The sequence below is a fragment of the Klebsiella grimontii genome (genome assembly GCF_900200035.1).
GTDB classification, from domain to species: Bacteria; Pseudomonadota; Gammaproteobacteria; order Enterobacterales; family Enterobacteriaceae; genus Klebsiella; species Klebsiella grimontii.
This window is the reverse complement of record NZ_FZTC01000017.1, coordinates 24,177-47,221: the sequence shown is the minus strand read 5'-3', so window position 1 is coordinate 47,221 and position 23,045 is coordinate 24,177. Positions and strand designations below refer to the sequence as shown.

The following is a 23,045-nucleotide window of genomic DNA, read 5'->3' as shown; positions in this document are numbered from 1 at the left end:
CCCCTCACATTATCAGAGATACCGCCAGTAAAGTCCCCCGGTTCAGTCAGATTCAGAGCTGGCTCACACTTTCTTTGCGACATCATTTTTCGCCATAGCAATATCACATTTAGCCATATTTCCGGGTCACGCCGCAGCGTACATTCTGCCTGACCAAAACAGCAGGAACGGAGAAATACCATGATTAAAGTGACATTTATGGGCGCGGGCAGCACCATTTTCGCCAGAAACGTACTCGGGGACATTATGGCGACCCCGACGCTGAAAGAGGTGGAGATTGCGCTGTACGACATCGACGGCGCGCGTCTCAATGAATCTCTCGCCATGTTGAACAATATCAACAGCAATACCAATGCGGGCAGAGCGAAGATCGCCGCTTACCTTGGCGTTGAGAACCGCCGTGCGGCATTGAAAAACGCCCATTACGTGGTGAACGCCATCCAGGTCGGCGGCTACGACCCTTGCACCATTACCGACTTCACTATCGCGAGAAAATATGGTCTCCGGCAGACGATTGCCGATACCCTGGGGATTGGCGGTATCTTCCGCGCGCTGCGCACCATACCCGTAATGTTTGATTTCGCACGGGATATCGAAGCCGTCTGCCCGAATGCCTGGTTACTCAACTACACCAATCCTATGGCCACGATAACCGGCGCTATGCTGCGTCATACGGAGGTGAAAACGGTCGGACTTTGCCACAGCGTTCAGGTCTGCGCTGAAACGCTGTTGAAAAGCGTGGATATGCCAACCGACGACGTGCAATTTCATATCGCGGGTATTAATCACATGGCCTGGCTGCTGGACATTCGCCGCCACGGCGAGGATCTGTACCCGGAAATTAAGCGCCGGGCCAGCGCCCTGCAGGGCAAGCATGATGATATGGTGCGCCATGAAATCATGAAAATTTTCGGCTATTACGTTACCGAATCGTCAGAGCACAACGCCGAATACATGCCTTACTGGATCAAACGCAACTACCCGGAGCTGATCGAGCGATTCAATATTCCGCTGGATGAATATCCGCGCCGGTGTATTGAGCAGATTGAACAATGGCAGCAGCAGAAAGTGGCGCTGACCCATGACACCAGCCTGACCCACAGCCGTACCCATGAATACGCGTCTTATATCATCGAAGCGATGGAAACCGATCGGCCCTATAAAATTGGCGGTAATGTGCTCAACACCGGTTTGATCGCCAACTTACCTTCCGAGGCCTGCGTCGAAGTACCTTGTCTGGTGGATGGACAGGGCGTTACGCCATGCTACGTCGGCAACTTGCCTGAGCAGCTGGCGGCGCTGAACCGTACCAACATCAATACCCAGCTGTTGACCGTCGAGGCGGCGGTTACGCGCAAGCGCGAAGCTATCTACCATGCTGCGCTGCTCGACCCGCACACTTCCGCCGAACTGTCGATCGATGACATCCGCAAGCTGTGCGATGAACTGATTGAAGCGCATGGCAACTGGCTTCCAGCCTACCATTAATCGCCTACTGACCTGATACCTCCTTATAACTCACAAGGCGCGGAGCTCTCCGCGCCGTTACCAACAGGAAGGTGAGCTATGTTTTACTTAAAAAACAGGAATTTTTGGATTTTCGGTGCCTTTTGCTTTTTCTATTTCTTTATCATGGGCGCGGTACTGCCGTTTTTTCCGATATGGTTGCATGATGTCAACCAGCTCGATCAGCGACAAACCGGACTGGTGTTTGCCAGCATGGCGCTGTTTGCCCTGGTATTCCAGCCAGTTTTTGGCTTTGTTACAGACAAGTTTGGTCTGAAGAAACACCTGCTGTGGATGATTATCTTCCTGCTGCTGTTTCTGGCTCCTCTGTTTATCTACGTGTTCTCACCGCTGCTGCAAAGCCACTTTTTTCTGGGGGCTCTGTTGTGCGGTATTTATCTTGGACTGGTCTGCAGCGGCGGCTCGCCAGCCATTGAGGCCTATATTGAGAAAGTCAGCCGCCGCAGCCAGTTTGAGTATGGCCGCGCCCGCCTGTTTGGCTGTATTGGCTGGGCAATTTGCGCCTCCATTGTCGGCTATATGTTTACTATTAATAACCAGTTCGCGTTCTGGCTGGCGTCGAGTTTCTCGCTGGTATTGGCCGGTTTGCTGTATCTGTTTAAACCGGAAGAAAACGCGACTCTGGCGGTAGCGGATGGCCTGGCGCTGAATCAAAAACCCATAAAGCTTAAAGCGGCATTGGGATTGTTAAAAATGCGCAAATTCTGGTGTCTGGTGATGTATATCGTCGGGGTGGCGTGCGTGTATGACGTCTTCGATCAGCAATTCGCTAACTTCTTTACCTCCTTTTTCCGCGACCGACACACCGGTACCCAGGCGTTTGGCTATGTCACCACGCTAGGTGAATTTCTTAACGCTTTTATTATGTTTTTTGCCCCACCGATCATTAACCGCATTGGCGGCAAAAATGCGCTACTGATTGCCGGTATGATCATGTCGGCGCGGATCATCGGTTCTTCCCTTGCCGACTCTGTGACGGAGGTGATTATCCTGAAGACCCTGCATATGTTTGAAGTTCCGTTTCTGCTGGTAGGCATTTTCAAATACATCACCACCCAGTTTAACGTTAATCTCTCCGCATCGATTTATCTGTGGGGGTTTTGCTTCTTTAAGCAGCTGTCAGCCATCGGCATGTCCTACGCGGCAGGGATGATGTACGTCACTTACGGTTTCAAAACCTCTTATCTGATCCTTGGCTGCACCGCGTTGCTGTTTACCATTATTTCAGCCTTCGCGCTGAGCGGTAAGGTACGGCGAGCTACCGGGCAACCCGCGCAGGACGTATCGTTATCGAATATAAAAGGCGAATTCGGATCGGAAGCGCAACGTTAACGGTCTACGTTGGCAGCAATATATCTTGATAGTGTTAACGGAAAGAAGAAGTCGATTCAGCCTTATCCGGATAGGTGAAAGACGTTTCCGCTATAGGGCTGCTTTTGCCTGCGTCATCTCGGCTCGACTCTCATCAATCAACTACGGCGCTTTTGAAGACCACAAGCGCCCCGGTGGCATACGCTCATTGATGAGACGCGTTCAGGACAAATACGCTGTTTTGTTTTTCTTGCGATATTCACCGGGGGGTAAATGGAAATGCCGGGTAAATAATCGAGTGAAGGTTTGCTGCGAGTCATAGCCGTAGCGCAAGCCAATACTGTAAATATTCTCATCGGTTTCGCGTAAATCGCGGGCAGCTGAATCCAGCTTTTTATGACGAATGTAGCGCCCCAGACTCTCTCCTTTATATTGCAGGAACAAACGCTGCAGATACCATTTTGAATAACCTGAATAATGAGCTATCTGTTCTATACGCAGTGGTTTATGTAAGTTATCGTCGATCCAATCAATGATAACGGCGATCACGGATTCAGAAATAAACATGGGGTCTCCTCCTTATGCATTCTCCCGGTATTATCAAGGTGGTTCTGTGGTAATTTTTGCTAAAGCCTCTGATGCTATTCGTGTTGTAATAAGCACAATATTAAGCTGATGGCATTGATAATCCTTTAATTATCAAAGACAGACCATACTCAAAAGCGGTATCCGGATGTGGATTGACCAACGATTCGATATGGGCAATTTCTGCCGGTATTTTTGATAACATTTTATTATCATTACCGTACGTTCGCGACTGTTCCTCTAATACGCACCCCAAAGTGTATTCGCTAATCGCGAGTAATATCATTGCGGCTTCTGCCTCAGTGAAACCGGCTCGAACAAGATAAACCAGTTTTGGATAAAAGGTTTCTCCTCCCACCCGGGTCGGCGATGTCCCTGCATGTAACAGAGCGCCGTCCCGATGGGCGAGCAGAGCGCGGCGGAAACTACGTGCGTTATCCGCCAGCCAACTTGTCCATTCCGAAGTTTCTTCGGGCACAGCTAGCGCATGGTGTTTGGCTAAAACAGCTGAAGCCATTTCTTCCAGCAAATTGGCCTTGTTTTTGAAATGCCAGTACAACGTCGCGGATTCCACGCCCAGTTTTTGAGCCAGTTTACGGGTCGTCAACGCTTCCAGACCGACTTCATCTAAGAGAGCTAATGCTGCCTCAATCACCTGATCTCGTTGAATTTTCGCCATGATATTGATCCTGTTGTTAATCCATTTACCCGGGCCAGCGGCCTGTGAAGAGACATTTTGTCTGACCCCGGCGCCTGACGGAAACTTTAATGCAAATTACTCTATCAATGATAGATAAATTGATCAATGATAGATTTCTTCACTTATCGTCTGTTAGGGGGCTTTTTATGAATATCCATCAAGGCAAGCTGGTCAAGGAAACAACCCATCCGCGACCGACAAATGCCATACCGCCAGTGTTGTGGATGCAGGCAGCTATTATCACGCTGGGAGCTTTTTCCACCATGCTTTCATCAACGATGCTCAGCGCTGCGCTGCCCGCCATGGCCATCGGCCTGGGGGTACTGGACTCGGCAATACAATGGATAGCAACAGCGTATCTTATGGCCCTTGCAGCAGGCGTTCCGCTGAGCGCCTCGGCCGTCAGACGCTTTGGCGCTACGCAGCTTTGGCTCTATGGGCTGATTTTATTTGCGATCTTCTCGGCAGTTTGCGCCCTTTCCCCACGTTTCGAGGTGCTGCTTGCCGCAAGAATGTTGCAAGGTCTGGCAGGGGGATTACTCGTACCGGCGGGGCAAACTATTCTTGGCCTGGTCGTCGGACGCGAACGCCTGGGGCGAGTCATTGGCACGATTGGCGTCGCCATCGTCATTGCCCCCTTATTGGGGACATCGCTTGGCGCACTCCTGGTTGAAAGCTGCGGATGGCGAGGGTTATTTTGGATCACCGTGCCCTTCTGCCTGTGTGCATATCTTACCGGGTGGAAGTTGCTTCCCCGTCCGGCAATAAAAAATGACAGGCCCCTCTCGCTGGACTGGCTGGGACTGGCGCTGGTCTTTTGCAGCCTGCCGATGCTGATGGAAGGCATGAAAGCGCTCAGCCTGAATAACGGCAAATATGGCTGGAACGTCATCATGCTGAGCGTGGGCGCCCTGTTCACCTGCTTGTTTATTTATCGCTCTTTGCGCATCGAATCCCCCTTACTTCATCTCGGACTTTTCAAACATCGGGGCTTCACTTTATCTGCCGTATTGATGACTATCGGCGGCGCGGTGAATTTTGGCGGGCAGTTCCTGCTTCCTTTATATTTTCGCGACGTTTGCCATAAAACGCTGGCTGAAGTGGGCTTGCTGCTTACGCCTCAGTTAATCGGTTCGGCGATAGGATTTCCGGTGGCAGGCTACTTTTCTGATAAGCTGGGGCCACGCGCGGTGCTGATCGTTGGCGGCTTACTCGCGGCATTTGCCACCCTGCCGCTGGGGATGATTGATGCGCAAAGTCGCTATTCGCTTGTGGGTGGAGCAATCGCCGTCAGAGGGTTCGGTTTAGCCCTGGCGACGGTACCCGCTATGGCAGCGGGCATGGCGATGGCTGGCAGCCGTCATGTCGCTGATGCCGCGCCTATTCTTAACATCCTCCAGCGTATTGGCGCGATGGCGGGAACGGCATTGATTACCGCGAGCTACATTAGATTCGCTCCGACTAATGGGAGCTTAACCGCCTTTCACCACGCCGGATGGATACTTACCGCTGGGGCCGTACTGCTCGCGCTTTGCGCATTTTTTATGGTAAATCATTCCGTTTTAACAACGCAGGAAGAATAAAAGTTTAATCAGAAAATTTATCGCTTTCAGACCCGATCCCAAAGCCTGCTGATTAAATTTGCAGAAATGGACTTCGTGGCCTGCAAAATAAACCATTCGGAGCAGCTGTTAGGCAGTCATGCCGGTCCGCTGCGAAGCCGACCGACATGACGCATTCTCACTGACTAAATCGCGCCGATCAATCCGCCATCAACCCGAATCACCGCACCGGTAATGTAGCTGGCAGGCTGGCTTGCCAGAAACGCCGCGGCGGCGCCGTACTCCTGCGGTTCACCGTAGCGCCCGGCCGGAATGCTCAGACGACTCTTTTCGGCGACCGCTTCCGCACTGCTGTTTTCCCGTTGCGCCCTGAGTGCGTCCAGCTGCCCCACGCGGTCGGTGGCGATGCGCCCTGGCACCATCACATTCACCGTCACGCCGTCGCCGGCCACTTCACTGGCGAGGGTTTTCGACCAGCCGAGCAGGCTCATGCGCAGCGCATTCGAGAGGGCGAGGCCAGGAATGGGGGTAATTACGCCGGATGACGTGGTGGTAATAATGCGTCCCCAGCCGCGGCTGCGCATGGCGGGCAGGAGTTTATCGGTGAGCTGAATCAACGAGGCGACCATCACTGAAAACTGCTGTTGCCAGACTGCGCCATCTGTCCCCTGCGCCGATGCGGGCCGCGGGCCACCGGAGTTGTTGACCAGAATATCGATATCGCCCCACTGCTGGCGAATATCGGCAATCACCGAATCAAACCGTTCCGGGGCCGCCAGATCCAACGGCCAGGCGAGGGCAGTACCGCCCGTCCGGGTGATACGCTCCACCGTTTGCGCCAGTTTATCAGCATTGCGGCCGGTGACCGCCACCCTCACGCCCTCCTGCGCCAGCGAAAGGGCAATAGCCTGCCCAAGGCCGCTTCCGGCACCGCACACCAGCGCCACTCGTTGTTGTATCTGCAAATCCATAAATGCTCCTGATTGTATTTTCAGAAGAAATATGTGCAAGAGCGATGCCAGCTATGCGCGACCGTTTTTAACATTGACCTGGTCAAACGCGTATTGCAGGTGTTTTCTCATCAATTCCGCCGCCTGTTCCTGCTTGTTCTCTCGCAGGGCATCGATGATAGCAACGTGCTCTTCGCACCACTCTTTTACGCGGCGCTTATTGTGATAGCTGCCAAATTCCAGCAGACGGCGCAGCCGGTTTTGTTGCTGGATAGCCTGTACCACAAACAGATTGCCGCTGGCTTCCGCCAGCAACTCATGAAATAAAGCGTCGGTTTCGAAAATCTCTTTTGCCGGAACCTGCGTAATGTCCGGGTGGGTGATGAGGCGCAGATGCTGGGCGCGCAGGCGTTTAAGCATCTGCCTGTCCACATGCAGGTTGGGTGTCAGCAGCGCCGTCGGTTCAATCATCAGGCGAAAACCGTAGCTGTTGCGCAGGGCGACATCGGAGTTGAGGGTTTGCAGAAAGCGCCAGCCGTGCCCCGCATTGCGCGCAATCAGGCCGTCCTCCGATAGCTTCACCAGCGTACGGGTCAGCACCCCGCGATCGACCTCATAGCGCTGACTGATTTCAGTCTGGGTAAACGATTCCGGCAGCACGCCCGCAATACGGTCATGGACCAGCTGTTCGTAAAGCTTCTGGTCATTGCTCTTGGACTGCTCAATCTCCAGCAGCTCCAGCTCATTGCTGCGTTTAAGCAGGAAAAAACCCTGATTTGGACGCGCTTCAACCGCCCCCATTCGGGTCAACTCTTTTAACCCGGCGCGCACCGGCGTACGCGAAACCCCCAGCGCATCGGCAAGATGTTGCTCGCGTAAATGATGACCTGGATCGAATTTTGCTTCAGATATCAGGTCGAGTATTTGCCGGGCTATCCGGCGACTGCTCGCAGTGGAGTCAGGCTGCATGGAGAACGCTTCCCTGGAATGCATTGTTGTGGTCGATATATACAATATCACGCACAACAAAACGCAGCAAAACAAAGCAAGGACTGCACGATTAACGTGCAATACGCACCAGAATGAGACGTTTTTTTCACACGTATAATTGTATTTATTGACACATTAAATTCAATTTAGACCTTAACCAGGAGACGACTATGTCCAGCAATTCTTTATTGTTTCGCCACGTGCGTACCTTGATGTTCGCGCTGACCGCACTCCCGCTGGTGGGCCATGCTGCGGTGGAAACCATCGCCCCGGGCAAGCTGACCTACGGCACGGCGGCGACGTTTATGCCTTTTGAGTTCGTGAAAGAGGGCAAGCTCACCGGCTTCGATATCGACCTGATTAACGCGCTAAGCAAAGAGATCCGGCTGACGCCTGCGCCGATGCCGATGGAGTTCAAAGGGCTTATCCCAGCGCTGCAGGGGAAACGTCTCGATATCATCAACTCCGCCATGTACGTCAACCCGACCCGTGCCGCGCAGGTCGACTTCGTGCCTTACCTGAAGATCGGCAGCCGCGTGGTGGTGAGCAAAGGTAATCCGGCAAAAATCACCGGACGCGACCTGAGCCTCTGCGGCAAAAATATCGCCGTGACGCTCGGCGGGATCGAAGAGAGCCAGGCCCGGGCAGACAACCAGCGCTGCCTGGAGGCCAAAAAACCGGCCATTAACGTCATGACCTTCCCCGCCGCTACCGACTCCGCCGTTGCCGTCTCCCAGGGTCGCGCCGATGCCGAATTCCTCTCCACGCCGGGAACCGTCGCCCTGCTAACCGAAAAAGCGGGCATGTTCGAAGCGGTTGGCGATGAGTTCGAAGCAGATACCCACATCGCGTTTGCCGTGCGTAAAGGCGATAGCGAAACCCAGGCTCTGCTGGAAAAAGGTCTCCAGGGCCTCGTCAAAAATGGCACCTACAAGCAACTGATAAAGAAATGGAACTTCCCTGACTCCGTTGCCCTTTTCTAACCCGTCTCGCCATTAACCGGAGAACGCTATGTCGATCGAACTTATGTGGCAGTACTTCCTCTCACCCGAGTTTGTTCAGGGTGCCTGGATGACGCTACTGATTACCCTCTGCTCACTGTTGTGTGGCGTGGTGCTGGGCCTGGTGTTGGCGCTGTTGCAGGAAGCGCCGTTTCGCGCCGGGAAAGGGCTGGCCTTTTTCTACCTGTGGCTGTTTCGCGGGACGCCGGTGCTGTTCCAGATAATCTTTGTCTACAACGTGCTGCCAGGCTTCGGCTTACGCTTCTCCGCATTTACCTGCGCAGTGCTGGCGCTTTCGCTTAATGAAGGCGCCTACATGGCGGAAATTCTGCGCTCTGGCCTGCAGGCCGTAAAAAGCGGCCAGCGCACCGCCGGCATGGCGCTCGGTATGACCAGCGGGCAGATCATGCGAAAAATCGTGCTGCCTCAGGCCGCACGCATCGTTCTGCCGCCGATGGGTAACCAGATGATCAGCATGCTGAAATCGAGCGCGCTGGTCTCGGTTATCGCCGTTCAGGAACTACTGCTGGTCGCCAACCAGACCGCCAGCGCCAGCTTCCGCTACTTCGAAGCGCTATGCGCCGCAGGCATCTATTACCTGCTGCTCACCAGCCTGTTTATGGTCTTCCAGTCGTGGCTGGAAAGCGTGCTGGATCCCAAACAGCGCCGCAGCAAAAGCCAGAAGCGGCTGAACCGCCTGTTTAAATTACCAAAACCCGCCCGGGAGGAACCATGAGCGAGAAACCGCTGCTGGAGATGATCGGTATTGATAAGACTTTTGGCCGCCAGACCGTGCTCAAGAACTGCTCTCTTGAGGTGCAGCGCGGGGAAACCGTGGTCCTGATTGGGCCATCGGGCTCGGGGAAATCCACCCTGCTGCGCTGCGTCAACATGCTCTCCCCTGCCGACAGCGGCGACGTGTTCTTCGCCAGCCAGCACATCAGCCGGGGCGAAGTGCCGGTGCACAAACTGCGGCAGCGTATTGGCATGGTGTTCCAGAACTACGAGCTGTTCTCGCACCTGACGGCGGCGGAAAACATCATGCTGGCCCCGATGACGGTGCTGGGGATGAACCGCACTGATGCCCGTACGCTGGCGGACAACCTGTTGGCGAAGGTGCGCATCAACGAACGCGCGGACCACTTTCCGGACGAGCTCTCCGGCGGCCAGCAGCAGCGCGTGGCGATTGCCCGAGCCCTGGCGATGAAGCCCGAGCTCATGCTCTACGACGAACCCACGTCAGCCCTCGACCCGGAGATGATCCGCGAGGTGCTGGAAGTGATGGCGGAGCTCAGCGCAGAAGGAATGACCAGCATGGTGGTGACCCACGAAATGGGCTTCGCCCGCCGGGCCGCTAACAAAATTCTTTTTATGGAAGACGGCGAAATTATCGATCGCGCCAGCACCAGCGATTTCTTCGCCGGCAACGTCAGCGAGCGCGCGCAGCGCTTCCTGACGCAAATATTACATTAATCACGGAGTTCCTATGTTCAGTTATCAGGTTGACAGCGCGCGTATGAAAAAGGACTTAGCGACGCTGGTTGCCATCAATACGGAGAATCCGCCGGGCCATGAGCGTGAAGCCGCCGAATGTCTGGAAGGCTGGCTGCTGACCGCCGGATTCGATCTCTCCTTTAGCGAATACGCGCCGGGGCGGACCAACGTTATCGCCGTCCTGCACAATGGACCGGGGCCGTGCTTCGCCTTTAACACCCATATCGACACTGTTCCGGCGGGCAGCGGCTGGACCAGCGATCCCTTCACGCTCGCCGAGCGCGGCGGGCGCCTGTACGGGCGCGGCGCCTGCGATGCCAAAGGCCCACTGGTGGCGATGGTTGAAGCCCTGCGTTTGCTGGCCGCCAATCGTCAGCGCTGGTCCGGCACGCTGATGGGCGTGTTCACCGCCGATGAAGAGGTCGCCAGCGAAGGGGCGAAATTCTACGTACGTGATAACCCACCGGCGATTGATTTCGCGGTGATTGGCGAGCCGACATCGAATGCGACCTTCTCCGCTCACAAAGGCAGCTTGCGTCCTCGCGTGCGGGTAAAAGGCGTCACCGCGCACTCCGGCACGCCGGAGCTGGGGGTTAACGCGATTTACCAGTCCGCGCGCCTTTTAGGGCTGATTGAAGAGGCCCACCACCAGCAGGTGCGTTGCCGCTGCCACGATCTGGTCGGTAACGCCAGCCTGACGGTGACCCGCATCCACGGCGGCCATGCGGACAACGTGGTGCCCGACAGCTGTGAGCTGCTGCTTGACCGCCGCATGGTCCCGGGTGAAGACGAAGCGGTCGTCAAGGCCGAACTGCAACAGCTGCTCGACCACGCGCACGCTCATGCGGGCGTGGAAGCCGAAATTATCGCCTGGCAGCCCACCACCGGTGGCGCGACGCAAACCGACAGCAGCGAAGCCATTGTCGAGCAAAGCCTTGCCGCCTGCCGCCGTCACGGACAGAGCGAGCCCGGCCCGTTTGGTTTTCAGGGCGGCTGCGACCTGGTGCATTTCCGTTCGCTGGGCGCAAAGGGCGTGGTCATTGGCCCCGGCTCGCTGGCCGTGGCGCACAAGCCCGATGAATTCGTCCCCGTCGATGAATTTATCGCCGCGGCATATATCTATCTCGATATTGCGCTCGCCATGCTGCCGCCGGAGCCCGGTTTATGAAAGCGCAGCTCTTTCGCGGAGAACTGCATTATGCCGGTGTGATGCTGCATACCGCCGCCTCCGGCCCGGTGACGGCGCTCGACACCCTCTGGCTGCGTCTGGAAGACCAGGGCGTGACGGGGATTGGCGAAGTGCGGCTCAATATTCGCTACCTGCATGGCTATAGCGAAGAGCAGGTGCTGAACAACCTGCTTCAAATCCTCAGCCGTTGGGACTGGCGCCGGCAGCCCGCGGCGCTACTTGCCGCGCTGCATGATGAGGACCCCACGCTGCTGCCGCCGTCACGCATGGTGCTGGATATGGCATTGCACGATCTGCTGGCGCGTCAGGAGGGGGTAAGCGTTGCCGCCTGGCTGGGGGCGCAAGCTGGCCTGCCCGCCTGGCGCACCAATCAAACCCTGTTCTGGAGCAGCGAGTCGCGGATGCTGGAGCAGGCGCAACGCTATGTCGATCGCGGTTTCACCGAGCTGAAGTTACGCACGGGCGTAGCGGATTTCGCCACCGACCTGGCCCGCCTGCAAAGGCTGCGTCAGCGGTTTGGCCAGCAGATTTCGCTGGCGATTGACGTGAACGGCCAGTGGTCGCTGGCACAGGCTCACGCAGCGTTCCCCTCTCTGCGAGCGCTGAATCTCAGCTATATCGAACAGCCGTTAAGCCCGGTATACGACAGCCAGCTTGCCGAACTGTACGGCTACGGCATCCCGATCATGCTCGATGAAAGTCTCAATAGCGACGCAGCCATCACCCGGCTGATCGCCGCCAAAGGCGCGCTGTGGGGGCATCTCAAGCTGGTGAAATTGGGCGGCCTCGCTCCGACGCTTGCCGCCGCCCGCCGTCTGCGGCGCGCCGACGTGCCGTTCATGATTGGTCAGATGAATGAAGGCCATGCCGCCACCGCCGCCGCGCTCCAGCTTTGCCGGGTGGTGCAACCGGCATTTGCCGAACTGTATGGCGCCGATGGCTTAACGGATGATCCCGTCAGCGGGCTGGAATACCGCAATGGACGGGTCACCGTCAACGACTCTCCCGGTCTGGGCGTGCAGTTCAATGCCGCGCAGGCCAACTTACTCCAGGAGTTTAACGATGCAAGATGTTAACAATGTGATTCAGGGCAGTGAGTCCGCCTTTAGCGCTGACGAATATGCGCAACGCATTCGACGTACCCGCGAACGCTTAAGCAGCGCGGGCGTGGACGTCATGATTGTTACCGGACCAGAAAACATTTTCTGGCTTACCGGTCAGCAAACGCCGGGATATTACACCTTTCAGGCGCTGCTGCTGCCGGTAGAAGGGGATCCGGTCTTTGTGATTCGTCAGCTCGAATACTTTAACTTTATCGCCAACACCTTTATTTCAGATGCCGCTATTTACCAGGATGGCGATAACCCGGTGGATTTTCTGGTGGCTATGCTGCAACAGCGCGGCTGGCTCAATAAGCGCATAGGACTGGATAAACGCGGCTGGTTCCTGCCGATTGCCGTGTATGAAGCCCTGCAGTCTAAGCTCGGCGCGATTGCCGATACGGCTGGCGTCATCGAACCGCTGCGCGCGGTGAAGTCGGCCGCGGAGGTGGAAAAAATCGCCGCCGCGGCCCGCTATGTCGATGCGGGTATGCGCGCCGGGATGGCGGCGATTCGCAGCGGCGCAGACGAAAACGCGCTGGTCTCGGCGATGATGGGGGCCGCCATTGCCGCCGGTTCCGAGTATGTCGGTATGGAACCGCTGGTCTCAACCGGTCCGCGAAGCGGCGTGCCGCACGGCACATGGCGACGTCGGGTGATGCAGGATAACGACCCGGTTTTTCTGGAGATGTCTGCCGCCCACGATCGCTACCACGCCGCGATGATGCGCTCCGCCTGGCTAGGCCGCCCGCCCGCTATCGCCATCGAAATGGAAAAAGTTTGTCAGGAAGCCCTGCAGGCCTCCCTCGACGCCATTCGTCCGGGCGCTACCTGCGAAGCGCCGCACCTGGCCTGCCAGAAGGTGATCGACCGCGCCGGTTTCACTGAAAATTTCAAAAAACGCACCGGTTACTCCATCGGCATCGCCTTTGCGCCGGACTGGGGCGAAGGCGGTATCCTTAGCCTTTACAGCGGCGTCACCACCGAGCTGCAGCCAGGAATGACTTTCCACATCCCACCGGCCCTGCGTATCTACGGTCAATTCACCGTCGGCGTCAGCGAAACCGTGGTGGTGACTGAAACCGGATATCGCCAGCTGGGTTCCCTGGCTCGCCCATTAACACTGCTGTAAGGAAAGAAAGATGAAAGATATCAATGAGTGTCGTGAACGCCTGCGCGGTATTTTCAACATCACCGTCACCCCGTTCGACGCCAGCGGCGCGATCGACTACCCGGCGTTGCGTGAAAACATCGAACGCGTGATTGGTCTGGGCTATGATGGCCTGCTGATTGGCGGCACCTACGGCGAGTTCCCGGTAATGACCGTCGAAGAGCGCCGCGAATTGTTTCATGAAGTGATGGCCTGCGTGGATGACCGCGTGGCGGTAATGCTGTGCAGCGCCAGTTCCGATACGCGCGACGCCCGCGAGCTGACCGTTCTGGCAAGCGAGTTGGGCGGCCTGCCGATGGTCACCGCGCCCTTTGTTAGCGAAATCACTGACGAACAAATCATCAGCTACTTCAATGAGATGGCACCGTTATCCAAAACCGGCATTCTGGTGTACAACGCGCCGGGCATCGGCATTACCCTCTCCCCGACGCTGCTGGAACGGCTGGCAGAGATCCCGAATGTGGTCGGCATCAAACAGGGCGATCTCAACCCCACCGCCATCGACCAGATTGCCAACCGCCTGCGCGGGCGTCTGCGCCTGTTCTGCGCCTCCGATCTGGCTTTCCTCGGACCGATGATGGCCGGGTTTGACGGCATCAGCACGACCAACAGCGGCGCGCTGCCGGAGCTGATCGTCAATACGTTCCGCGCCGTGGAACGGGGCGATGCCGCCACTGCCCGCGATTTGCATCAGCTGTGGTACGCGTATCGAGCCCTGGCGCGCAAATACGGGCAGCCGCAGCTGGTGAAAGCGGCGATGGCGCTGCGCGGCTTTAACGGCGGCACCGTACGCGCACCGTTAAAACCGATCGGCGACGCGGCGCTGGCAGAGCTAACCCGCGTCATGCAGGCGCTCGCCAGCGACCAGCGCAGCGGGGTTACGCTGGCGCGTTAAGCGCCACCTTTAGAAACGCGACGAACAGCGGATGGGGCGCATCCGGGCGGGACATCAGTTCCGGATGCCCCTGAACCCCGTGCCAGAACGGCAGCTCAGGCTGGGAAACGGCCTCCACGATACCGTCGCGTTGCGCGCTCACGCTGACCCCGCCGGGGGACAGCGCCGGCAATAAGTCGGTGTTGAAGCAGTAGCGATGGTTGTAGTGCATTTCGTGGACATCGCCGGGGATCAGCCCCGAGGAAAAAGGGAATACACCGCAGCGATGACGACCATCGGCAAAGGGAACAAAGCTGTGCAGAGCCTCATGCGGAGCGACTTCCGCGGGAATGGCCGATTCGAAACCCGGACTCCGGCGCACGGCAGCAGTCATCATGCTCTGCATTCCCAGGCACAACCCCAGCGTTGGCTGCCCGCGGTTAAGCGTATCTTCCGCCACGCGGATTTGTCCATTGACCGCCGCCATTGAGGAACCGCCTGGCAGCACCACGCCCTGGAAGAGGTGAAGTTCGTGTAACTCGGCGGACAGACTGACTGGCGCGAAGAAATGGACATCCAGGTTCAGCCCCAGCGACGCCGCGGCATCGCCCAGTGAGCCGAGCGTGGCGGGATAGACCAGACGGTGGTCCGCCTCGCGGCCAATCAGCGCGATGCGCAAGGACGCCCTGGCGGACGACGGTCTCCCGGCATCCCAGCGGCCATAGCGGTCGGGGGTGAGCGCTAACAGCGTGTGTTGCCCGTCGCTGAGCGTCAGGCGGTGGTTACTGTCATCGCTGTAAAGCCGCTGGCCCGGCAGGTCGGCGATGAGCGGCGCCTGCGAGGACGACAGCACAATAACGGCGTCTGATGGCGGCAGGCTGGCGATATCGCGCACCTCTTCACGCAGCGTATCGCTGCGCCAGAGACCGCTGGTCACGCAGTACCCTGCGCGAATGACGTGCTGATGACTATCGGGAACGTCCCCGGCGAAGTCGGGGCGAAGGCTCCAGAGGGGCAACCCAAGACGATTAGCCCACAGGCTGGCGGTGATACCGTAGCGGGCGGGGACGGAGCTGTTATCGAGAATAAAGATCGGTGACACGGCGAGTTTCCTGCTGATGTTGGGTACCCAATTGTATTAATTGATTCATTAGATACAAAAGAGGATTTATGAATAACAGTCAAATCGCCCGTCGTATGCTTTCCGTACGCCCTTCACCGACGGCGGCCATTTCTGACCGGGTACGGGCGCTGGAAGCCGCAGGCAAGCAGGTTATCAACCTGGGCGAAGGGGAACTGGATTTTGCTACCCCGGCCCATATTAGCTATGCGGGCATTGAAGCTATCGTGCTTCACCAGACTAAGTATACCGCCGTTTCCGGCACCGCAGCGTTGAAGTCGGCGATTGCCGCCAAGTTCGCGCGCGACAACCAGCTGCACTACCGCGCGGAGGAGATCATCGCTGGGAGCGGCGCCAAGCAGCTCATTTTCAATGCCTTTCTGGCAACCCTGGACGCCGGGCAGCAGGTGATTATTCCCGCCCCCTACTGGGTCTCCTACCCGGATATGGTCTCTCTGGCCGACGGTGAACCGGTGATTGTGCCCTGTGATGAACAACACGGCTGGAAGCTGACGCCGGAACAACTGGCCGCCGCCCTCACCTCGTCAACGCGCTGGTTGGTTCTCAACTCGCCGGGCAACCCGACCGGGGCGATATACAGCGAACGGGAACTGCGCGCGCTGGCAGAGGTCCTGGCGGATTACCCGCAGGTGCTGGTGATGGCCGACGACATTTACGAGCCGCTGCGTTACGACAATGTCCCGTTTATCACTTTTGCTCAGGCCGCGCCGCAGCTGGTTTCGCGCACCCTGACGGTGAACGGGGTCTCCAAAAGCCACGCCATGACCGGCTGGCGTCTGGGCTATGCGGGTGGGCCGCAGTGGCTGATTGCCGCCATGCAGATCCTGCAATCACAAAGCACCTCCAATCCCAGCAGCATTTCGCAGGCGGCGGCGGTCGCGGCCCTTAACCATTCGGCGGATTTCTTCGACGGCTGGCTGCAGACGCTGGATAAACGTCGCCAGCAGGTGCTGGGGATGATTGCCGCCACCGAGGGCCTGAGCGCGGGCATCCCCCAGGGCGCATTCTATGTCTTTGCCAACTGCCAGCAGCTCATTGGGCGGGTGACCCCTGGCGGCGAAACCCTCCGCGACGACAGCGGGCTGGCGAACTGGCTGCTAGAACACACTCAGGTGGCCGTGTTACACGGTTCCGCGTTCGGAATGCCGGGATATTTACGTATTGCCTACGCGGTAGAAGATGGGCTGCTGGCGCAGGCCTGCCAGCGGATTGCCGGGGCCTGCGCGCAGCTGCGTTAGGGCACGCAAGCACCACGATGGCGCCCTATAAAAAGAAAACCCCGTGCGATGTACTGGCCGGGGTTGTTGAATGCGGGCGCTCCGTTTTCTCAGCTCGCCAGCGCAATAGCGCGGCAATCAGTTTGCGTTCACGCCCGGCCGGTGCGGCAAAAATTCCTCGCCCCTGCCCCCTCCGTCGGGGCGAAATTGCGAAATGCATCACAGTCCAGGAAATAACTTAACAGGTTAACCGGTTAAGTTGAGTTGAGAGGTTGATCGGACAATCAGGTACGGGTATCGTAAGCCTACGAAATAAAATAAATGTAAACAGAAACTGGCGAAACAATGAAAGCAACGGCACAGTCAACGAAATACCAGGTGATAAAGGCAGCACTGTTAGATGAAATAAGAAACGGTACTTTTAAACCCGGGGAAAAATTCTACAGTGAGTCGGAATTAAAAGAGCGTTACTCCGTCAGTTCCGCCACGGTTATTCGCGCTATTCACGAAATGGTGAATGAAGGCTACCTGATTCGTTATCAGGGTAAAGGCACTTTTGTTTCGAAAGCCAAACGAAATGAGAACATTGTTTTCTCAGAATCAGATAACGATTTAAAAGGCATGCAGTCGGTTAAAGTTATCGCCTGTGAACTGGAAAACGATCCGTGTATTAAAGAAAAACTCGGGTTAAATGATGATGAAAAATATTATCATATTGCGCGCTTAAAGTTTGATAATAACAAACCTTATGCATTACAGATTTCGCATATTCCGGCCCGCTACTTCGCCAGTCAATTGACGATTAAGAATTCGGCACTCAGCTCTATTTATGAGGCTTTTAAGGTTAACAATGGTCTTGATATGTACACCATGCCCTATCGGCAGACCATCTGTGCCCTGACCGATGCTGCGCCAGAAGTCCTGCAGCACCTTGAGCTCACGGCTCACCAGCCCGTTATCATGATGAAACGCTACACCCACGACGAGCAAGGTCAGGTGATTGAATATATTGAGACCTGGAAACGGTTAGAATCATTTTATATTGAAATAAGAACGCCAGATAAGGGGGCAGGATGAACCAATTATTATTAATCTCTCATGGGGGTTTCGCCAGCGGTGCCAGACAGGCCACAGAATTAATACTCGGAGCGCAGCCAAACCTTCATGTAGTTGAACTGGATGGTGAGAAAGGGATAGCAGTATTTAAACAGGAACTTCTCGATAAAATCACCATCCTTAGCGCAGCAGAATCCAAAATTATTATCCTCTCTGATTTAAAAAGTGGTTCGCCATATAACTCCGCAATGGAGATTATTGTCACTAACAACCTATGGAATAATATCACCCTGCTCTCTGGGATGAATTTAAACTTAATTCTGGAAATGGCGATGGCAATTGATGAAAGTCACTCGCCAGCCTCGCTGAATGAAATAATAACTACGGCGCGTGATGGTATTTACCATTTACAGCAGGCAGCGCTTGCCGCCCACACAGATGACGGAGACGAGTAAAAAATGGAGCACATTGCGGTCTGGCAGATAGCGTTACTGACGCTTTATTCAGGGCTGGCGATATACGACGGCAACAACACGACGCTTGGGTTAGTGAAACCGAGCATGGCGGGCTTCTTTGCCGGTCTCATTATGGGCGATATGACCACCGGGCTTATCGTCGGCGGCACCCTGAACCTGCTGGTACTGGGCGTGGGCAACTTCGGCGGCGCGTCGATCCCGGATTACATGACCGGTGCGGTGCTGGGTACCACTTTCGCGATTATCAGCGGCCAGGGCGCGGCGTTTGGCGCAACCATTGCGGTGCCGATTGGTCTCTTAATGGTACAGCTGGATATCCTCGCCCGCTTCAGCAACACCTTTATCCATCATAAGGCCGACAGGCTGATTGAAGAGGGTCAGGTGAAGGCGGCGGCCAGGATGAACCTGCTGGGCCAGGTGCCTATTTCGCTCTCGCGTATGCTGCCGGTGCTGTTGGCGCTGATCCTCGGGGCAACCTTCGTTAATGACGTCGTGACCTGGATCCCCGCGTCCATCATGAACGGTCTTAAAGTCGCCGGTGGCCTACTGCCTGCGCTGGGTATCTCCATCCTGCTGCGCTATTTACCGATTAAGAAGAACATCTCGTTTCTTATTCTGGGCTTTTTCCTGGCGGCCTATCTGAAAGTGCCGGTGCTGGGCGCCGCGCTGCTGGGCCTGGCAATTGCGCTTTACGTCTTCAACTCAGAAAAACAGGTAACGCAAACTACCGAATCCCCGGCAAATGGAGCAATGGGCGATGAATAAAGTACTAAAACGCGTGTTCTGGCGCTGGTTCCTGTTCGGTCAGTCTGGCTGGAACTACGAAAAAATGCAGGGTCTGGGCTATCTGTACAGCATCTATCCGTTCCTTGAGAAAAAGTACGCAAAACCCGAAGAGCTGAAGGATGCGGCGAAGGTACACAGCCAGTTCTTTAACACCAACAACACCATGGCGCCGGGGATCCTCGGGGTGAACATCGCCCTGGAAGAGCAGACCGGGCTTGCGGGCAAAGATGCGGTTGCCGGAATCAAAACCGGTCTGATGGGACCGCTGGCGGGCATCGGAGATACGCTGTTCTTTGTTATTCCGACCACCATTATCGGTTCTGTCGCTTCGTACCTCGCGCTGCAGGGCAACCCGGTGGGGCTTGTCCTCTGGCTACTGTTCGCCCTGGTTCGCATGCTGTTTATGCGCTTTAGCATCAGCACGGGGTATCAGGAAGGGGTCAACCTGCTGGGGTCTTTGACCAATAGCCTCAACAAAATTACCCGCGCAGCCAATATTCTCGGGCTGACGGTTATCGGGGCGCTTATCCCCTCGGTGGTGAAGGCGAATCTTAATTTCGAATTCAGCTACGGCGAAGTGTCGCTCAAGCTGCAGAGCATTGCCGACCAGATTATGCCCGGGCTTATTCCGCTGCTGGTTGTGGGGTTCACCTACTGGCTGCTGGGGCTCAAAAAGATGAACTCGACTCGCGTCATTTTTGTCCTGATTGCTTTAGGTATTATCGGCTACAACCTGAATATTCTCGGTTAAGTAACACATTGATTTAAGGAATTTATCATGAAAGGTATTGTGCATATTCGTGTCGATGACCGGCTGATCCACGGCCAGGTGGCCACCCGCTGGGTAAGCCACTTCAACGCCAACCGTATTATGGTGATTGACGACGCCGTAGCTGCAAACGATGTAGAGAAAATGCTGCTGCGCAGTGCAGCCCCGGAAGGCTGCAACACCTCTATTCTCTCTTTTGAGAAAGCCAGCGCCAATATCCTCGCCGGCAACTACGACGGTCAGCGCGTACTGATCCTGCTGAAGACCCCGGAGCTGGCGCTGAAGCTGATGAACGCCGGGATTGCCCTCCCCCAGCTCAATATCGGCAATATGTCCAACAAAGACGATCGCCGCCAGATCAAACGCTCGGTCAGCGTCAACGATGCTGAGATCGCGGCCATCAACGCGCTGCTGGAAAAAGGCGTGGCGGTGACGGCGCAGATGACGCCGGAAGAGCCGAACGCCTGTATCACCACGTTTTTAAAAGCCGATAAGGGATAAGGGATGTCACCACATCAGCAGCAGTATTATCAGCATGTTTTAGCAACGCTGAATCAGGTGTTTCTTACTCAGAGCGCTGAAGTTGAGCAGGCGGCGGCGCTGTTTGCCGAGTGCGTCAAAGCCAACGGCATTATTCACGGCTTTGGCTCCGGCCACTCGTTTGCCGCGGCGGTTGAGCTGGCCGGTCGTGCAGGCGGCCTGGTCAATACCAAAGCCATTGACCAGTTCTATGGACCAACCGGCTGGTTTGATTCGCTGAAAGGGATTGGCGACATCTTCTCCGGGCTGCTCGATCTGCGCGAGTCAGACTGCTTTGTGATTATCTCCAACTCCGGCACTAAACCGCTGCACGTTGAGCTGGCACGCAAGGTCAAAGAGAGGGGGCTGAAGCTGGTGGTTATCACCCGCTACGCCGGTGAGTCGACGCCAACGAGCGAGAGCATCCGCGACTATGCCGATGTCATTCTCGATAACGGCTGCCCGTCCGGTGACTGCACGCTAAGTATGGATAACGGCAACATCATGACCGGTCCGGTGTCCTCGCTGTCTGCGGCCTTCATCATCAATAACGTGGTGATCCGCTGCATCGAGATGCTGCTGGAACAAGGTATCGCGCCGCCGGTGATGCGCAGCATCAATCTGCCCGGCGGTAAAGAATACAACGACATGCTGATGAGTCAGTACAAAGAGCGCGTATTCACGCTGTAGGGAAAAATCATGAAAGAGAGTCTGTCGAATCGCCTCACACCGCTGCCCTTTCCTGCCCTCACGCCCGACGCCTGTCGGGATGAGCTGACGGCGTGCGCGCGGCGGATCGCACGTAACATGGGTCTGTACGGCGAGAAATTCCCCTCAGCCTGCACGCTCAATAATCGCTACGTTCTGAAAGAGAATAACGACTGGACCAACGGATTCTGGACCGGGATGCAGGCAATGGCCTGGGAGTTCAGCGGCGATCGCGCATACCTGGACGGCGTTGAACGCAACGTGGCGAGTTTTAAAGCCCGCCTGGCGGCGCACTACGTCCTCGATCACCACGATATCGGCTTCCTTTATAGCCTGTCGGCAGTCGCGTACTGGAAACTGACGGAGCGCGAAGCGCTAACCCCGCTTATTCTGGCGGCGGCCGATCTGCTGGTAAACCGTTTTCACCACAGCGCCGGTTTTATCCAGGCCTGGGGTATGCTTAACGACCCGCAGGAGTACCGGCTTATTATCGATTCATTGATTAACCTTCCCCTGCTCCACGTGGCAGCAAAGATCAGCGGTGAATCACGTTATCGGGAAGTGGCTGAACGCCACTATGCGGCGGTCATCAACAACATTTTTCGCGAAGACGGCTCCACTTTCCATACCTTCTATTTTGACCAGACAAGCGGTGCGCCTTCGCACGGGAAAACCTTTCAGGGCTACAGCGATAACTCCTGCTGGGCCCGCGGCCAGGCGTGGGCCATTCTCGGCATCCCGCTTCACTGGTCGGCCACCGGCGAAACCGACCACTACGAACGGTGGCAGCAGGCCTGCGAGTATTTCTTCCGCTACCTGCCGGAGGACGGCGTTCCCGCCTGGGATCTGCTGCTGGCTGCAGATCCCGACGCCCCGAAAGACAGCTCCGCGCTGGCGATTGCGGTCTGCGGCCTGCTGGAAGCGCATAAGCACTTTCCGGATGCCGGTTACCAGACACTGGCGCGTCAATGTCTGCTGGCATTAATGCGCGGCGCGTCTGCCCGCGAGGATGATGTCTGCGAAGGCTTACTTAAACACGGTGTTTACGCCTATGCCCTCGGTAAAGGCATCGATGAATGTAATCTCTGGGGAGATTACTTCTATATGGAAGCGTTATACCGAGTCTACCAACCACAATGGTCAGGATACTGGTTATGACAATGATTCAGAGCTATTTAGATATCGTCCAGAAAAAACTTAACGACATTACTCAACAGCAAAGCCATAAAATCACTTCCACCGCCGTGGAACTGGCAAAAATCATTAACCAGGGAGGTGTAATTTATATTTTCGGCTGCGGCCACTCACATATTTTCGCTGAAGATGTATTTTATCGTGCCGGAGGTATCGCCCCGGTTCGGCCAATATTTATCGAACCTTTAATGTTACATCAGGGGGCGGCGGCTTCATCATATTATGAAAAACAGAATGACTATATTGCTGAGCATCTGGAGAGATTCTCGATCACCAGTAAAGATGCGCTGATTGTTATCTCAACTTCCGGGATTAACCCCGCTCCGGTCGATGCAGCACTCTGGGCAAAACAGCACGGGGCATTTACCCTGGCGCTGACCAGCTTTCTGTATGCCGAGACCCAGCCGTCGAAGCACAAGGCTGGCCTTAAGCTGCGGGACTGCGTGGATGTCGCCATTGATAACCAGGTGCCAATCGGTGATGCGGTGCTTTCCCTTACAGAGCATGCAACGCCGTTCGCGCCGGTTTCCTCAATGACCGGACTGTTTATTATGCATACCCTGTTCGCGGAAATCATAGCGAACCTGGGGAGTGAAAATAAATCTCTGCCGGTATTTTTGAGCGGTAACATTGCGAATTCCGCAAAACATAATGAATATCTTCTCGAAAAATACGGTGCGCAAATCCCGGAGCTCATAAATAACACGAGTTTTAAATAAACAGTA

Annotated in this window: 24 protein-coding genes; 19 read left to right on the top strand and 5 right to left on the bottom strand. The window is 55.9% G+C overall.

What is annotated here, in order from left to right; all coding sequences use genetic code 11:
• The first annotated feature begins 180 nt into the window (after window positions 1-180).
• Both melA and KOSB73_RS12695 read left to right on the top strand, forming a co-directional pair.
• Complete coding sequence (melA, locus tag KOSB73_RS12700; RefSeq protein WP_082237355.1) at window positions 181-1,488, top strand: alpha-glucosidase/alpha-galactosidase; 1,308 nt, start codon at window positions 181-183, stop codon at window positions 1,486-1,488.
• Between the two features lie 78 nt (window positions 1,489-1,566).
• Window positions 1,567-2,859: an MFS transporter gene (locus tag KOSB73_RS12695; protein ID WP_049085428.1), complete on the top strand. Its 1,293-nt coding sequence runs from the start codon at window positions 1,567-1,569 to the stop codon at window positions 2,857-2,859.
• Window positions 2,860-3,060: 201 nt separating this feature from the next.
• Here KOSB73_RS12695 and KOSB73_RS12690 read toward each other — a convergent pair whose 3' ends face one another.
• Together KOSB73_RS12690 and KOSB73_RS12685 are read right to left on the bottom strand one after the other, a co-directional pair.
• Window positions 3,061-3,405 carry a RamA family antibiotic efflux transcriptional regulator gene (locus KOSB73_RS12690; RefSeq protein ID WP_004871504.1) on the bottom strand — a complete coding sequence of 115 codons (345 nt, stop codon included), beginning with the start codon at window positions 3,403-3,405 and terminating at the stop codon, window positions 3,061-3,063.
• A gap of 100 nt (window positions 3,406-3,505) precedes the next feature.
• Entirely contained in the window at window positions 3,506-4,102 is a 597-nt protein-coding gene (locus KOSB73_RS12685) for a TetR/AcrR family transcriptional regulator C-terminal domain-containing protein (RefSeq protein WP_004871507.1), read from the bottom strand.
• A 167-nt stretch (window positions 4,103-4,269) separates the two neighbouring features.
• Here KOSB73_RS12685 and KOSB73_RS12680 point away from each other — a divergent pair, with 167 nt between their 5' ends.
• Window positions 4,270-5,706 (top strand): DHA2 family efflux MFS transporter permease subunit, encoded by a 1,437-nt coding sequence (locus tag KOSB73_RS12680; protein WP_098140614.1) that lies wholly within the window; start codon window positions 4,270-4,272, stop codon window positions 5,704-5,706.
• A 164-nt stretch (window positions 5,707-5,870) separates the two neighbouring features.
• On the opposite strand, the gene KOSB73_RS12675 is transcribed toward KOSB73_RS12680, so the two are convergent.
• Window positions 5,871-6,656, bottom strand: a complete 786-nt coding sequence (locus KOSB73_RS12675) for an SDR family oxidoreductase (protein ID WP_049131188.1) — start codon at window positions 6,654-6,656, stop codon at window positions 5,871-5,873.
• A gap of 51 nt (window positions 6,657-6,707) precedes the next feature.
• Window positions 6,708-7,604 carry a GntR family transcriptional regulator gene (locus KOSB73_RS12670; protein ID WP_049086026.1) on the bottom strand — a complete coding sequence of 299 codons (897 nt, stop codon included), beginning with the start codon at window positions 7,602-7,604 and terminating at the stop codon, window positions 6,708-6,710.
• A gap of 191 nt (window positions 7,605-7,795) precedes the next feature.
• Between KOSB73_RS12670 and KOSB73_RS12665 the strand changes: the two genes are divergently transcribed.
• The 7 genes from KOSB73_RS12665 to KOSB73_RS12635 are packed head-to-tail and all read left to right on the top strand — an operon-like array spanning window position 7,796 to window position 14,475.
• Window positions 7,796-8,608: an ABC transporter substrate-binding protein gene (locus KOSB73_RS12665; RefSeq protein ID WP_004871515.1), complete on the top strand. Its 813-nt coding sequence runs from the start codon at window positions 7,796-7,798 to the stop codon at window positions 8,606-8,608.
• Between the two features lie 28 nt (window positions 8,609-8,636).
• Entirely contained in the window at window positions 8,637-9,362 is a 726-nt protein-coding gene (locus KOSB73_RS12660) for an amino acid ABC transporter permease (RefSeq protein ID WP_004871517.1), read from the top strand.
• Entirely contained in the window at window positions 9,359-10,099 is a 741-nt protein-coding gene (locus KOSB73_RS12655) for an amino acid ABC transporter ATP-binding protein (protein WP_004871519.1), read from the top strand. Before KOSB73_RS12660 ends, KOSB73_RS12655 begins: the two co-directional genes overlap by 4 nt.
• A gap of 13 nt (window positions 10,100-10,112) precedes the next feature.
• Window positions 10,113-11,288 carry a M20 family metallopeptidase gene (locus KOSB73_RS12650; protein WP_049090222.1) on the top strand — a complete coding sequence of 392 codons (1,176 nt, stop codon included), beginning with the start codon at window positions 10,113-10,115 and terminating at the stop codon, window positions 11,286-11,288.
• On the top strand, window positions 11,285-12,385 hold the full coding sequence (locus KOSB73_RS12645; protein ID WP_098140559.1) for a mandelate racemase/muconate lactonizing enzyme family protein: 1,101 nt from the start codon (window positions 11,285-11,287) through the stop codon (window positions 12,383-12,385). The genes KOSB73_RS12650 and KOSB73_RS12645 overlap by 4 nt, the downstream gene beginning before the upstream one ends.
• A complete protein-coding gene (locus KOSB73_RS12640; protein WP_004871527.1) occupies window positions 12,372-13,541 on the top strand; it encodes a M24 family metallopeptidase in 1,170 nt (389 codons plus the stop codon). Before KOSB73_RS12645 ends, KOSB73_RS12640 begins: the two co-directional genes overlap by 14 nt.
• A 10-nt stretch (window positions 13,542-13,551) precedes the next feature.
• Window positions 13,552-14,475, top strand: a complete 924-nt coding sequence (locus tag KOSB73_RS12635; protein WP_098140558.1) for a dihydrodipicolinate synthase family protein — start codon at window positions 13,552-13,554, stop codon at window positions 14,473-14,475.
• On the opposite strand, the gene KOSB73_RS12630 is transcribed toward KOSB73_RS12635, so the two are convergent.
• On the bottom strand, window positions 14,459-15,556 hold the full coding sequence (locus KOSB73_RS12630; protein WP_049086023.1) for a glutamine amidotransferase-related protein: 1,098 nt from the start codon (window positions 15,554-15,556) through the stop codon (window positions 14,459-14,461). The two genes, KOSB73_RS12635 and KOSB73_RS12630, sit on opposite strands and share 17 nt — an antisense overlap.
• Before the next feature lie 68 nt (window positions 15,557-15,624).
• Here KOSB73_RS12630 and KOSB73_RS12625 point away from each other — a divergent pair, with 68 nt between their 5' ends.
• The 9 genes from KOSB73_RS12625 (at window position 15,625) to KOSB73_RS12585 (ending at window position 23,039) form a co-directional block, all read left to right on the top strand.
• Window positions 15,625-16,833 (top strand): pyridoxal phosphate-dependent aminotransferase, encoded by a 1,209-nt coding sequence (locus KOSB73_RS12625; protein ID WP_064342422.1) that lies wholly within the window; start codon window positions 15,625-15,627, stop codon window positions 16,831-16,833.
• Between the two features lie 324 nt (window positions 16,834-17,157).
• Complete coding sequence (locus tag KOSB73_RS12620) at window positions 17,158-17,889, top strand: GntR family transcriptional regulator (RefSeq protein ID WP_024359659.1); 732 nt, start codon at window positions 17,158-17,160, stop codon at window positions 17,887-17,889.
• Window positions 17,886-18,323 (top strand): PTS sugar transporter subunit IIA, encoded by a 438-nt coding sequence (locus tag KOSB73_RS12615; RefSeq protein WP_024359660.1) that lies wholly within the window; start codon window positions 17,886-17,888, stop codon window positions 18,321-18,323. Before KOSB73_RS12620 ends, KOSB73_RS12615 begins: the two co-directional genes overlap by 4 nt.
• A 3-nt stretch (window positions 18,324-18,326) precedes the next feature.
• Entirely contained in the window at window positions 18,327-19,109 is a 783-nt protein-coding gene (locus KOSB73_RS12610) for a PTS mannose/fructose/sorbose/N-acetylgalactosamine transporter subunit IIC (RefSeq protein WP_014228687.1), read from the top strand.
• Window positions 19,102-19,881: a PTS system mannose/fructose/sorbose family transporter subunit IID gene (locus KOSB73_RS12605; protein ID WP_024359661.1), complete on the top strand. Its 780-nt coding sequence runs from the start codon at window positions 19,102-19,104 to the stop codon at window positions 19,879-19,881. Before KOSB73_RS12610 ends, KOSB73_RS12605 begins: the two co-directional genes overlap by 8 nt.
• A gap of 27 nt (window positions 19,882-19,908) precedes the next feature.
• Complete coding sequence (locus tag KOSB73_RS12600) at window positions 19,909-20,400, top strand: PTS sugar transporter subunit IIB (protein WP_014837995.1); 492 nt, start codon at window positions 19,909-19,911, stop codon at window positions 20,398-20,400.
• A 3-nt stretch (window positions 20,401-20,403) separates the two neighbouring features.
• Window positions 20,404-21,108, top strand: coding sequence for a sugar isomerase domain-containing protein (locus tag KOSB73_RS12595; RefSeq protein ID WP_024359662.1), 705 nt, complete (start codon window positions 20,404-20,406; stop codon window positions 21,106-21,108).
• Window positions 21,109-21,117: 9 nt separating this feature from the next.
• On the top strand, window positions 21,118-22,284 hold the full coding sequence (locus KOSB73_RS12590) for a glycoside hydrolase family 88 protein (RefSeq protein ID WP_024359663.1): 1,167 nt from the start codon (window positions 21,118-21,120) through the stop codon (window positions 22,282-22,284).
• Window positions 22,263-23,039 carry an SIS domain-containing protein gene (locus tag KOSB73_RS12585; RefSeq protein WP_224233260.1) on the top strand — a complete coding sequence of 259 codons (777 nt, stop codon included), beginning with the start codon at window positions 22,263-22,265 and terminating at the stop codon, window positions 23,037-23,039. Before KOSB73_RS12590 ends, KOSB73_RS12585 begins: the two co-directional genes overlap by 22 nt.
• Window positions 23,040-23,045 lie beyond the last annotated feature (6 nt).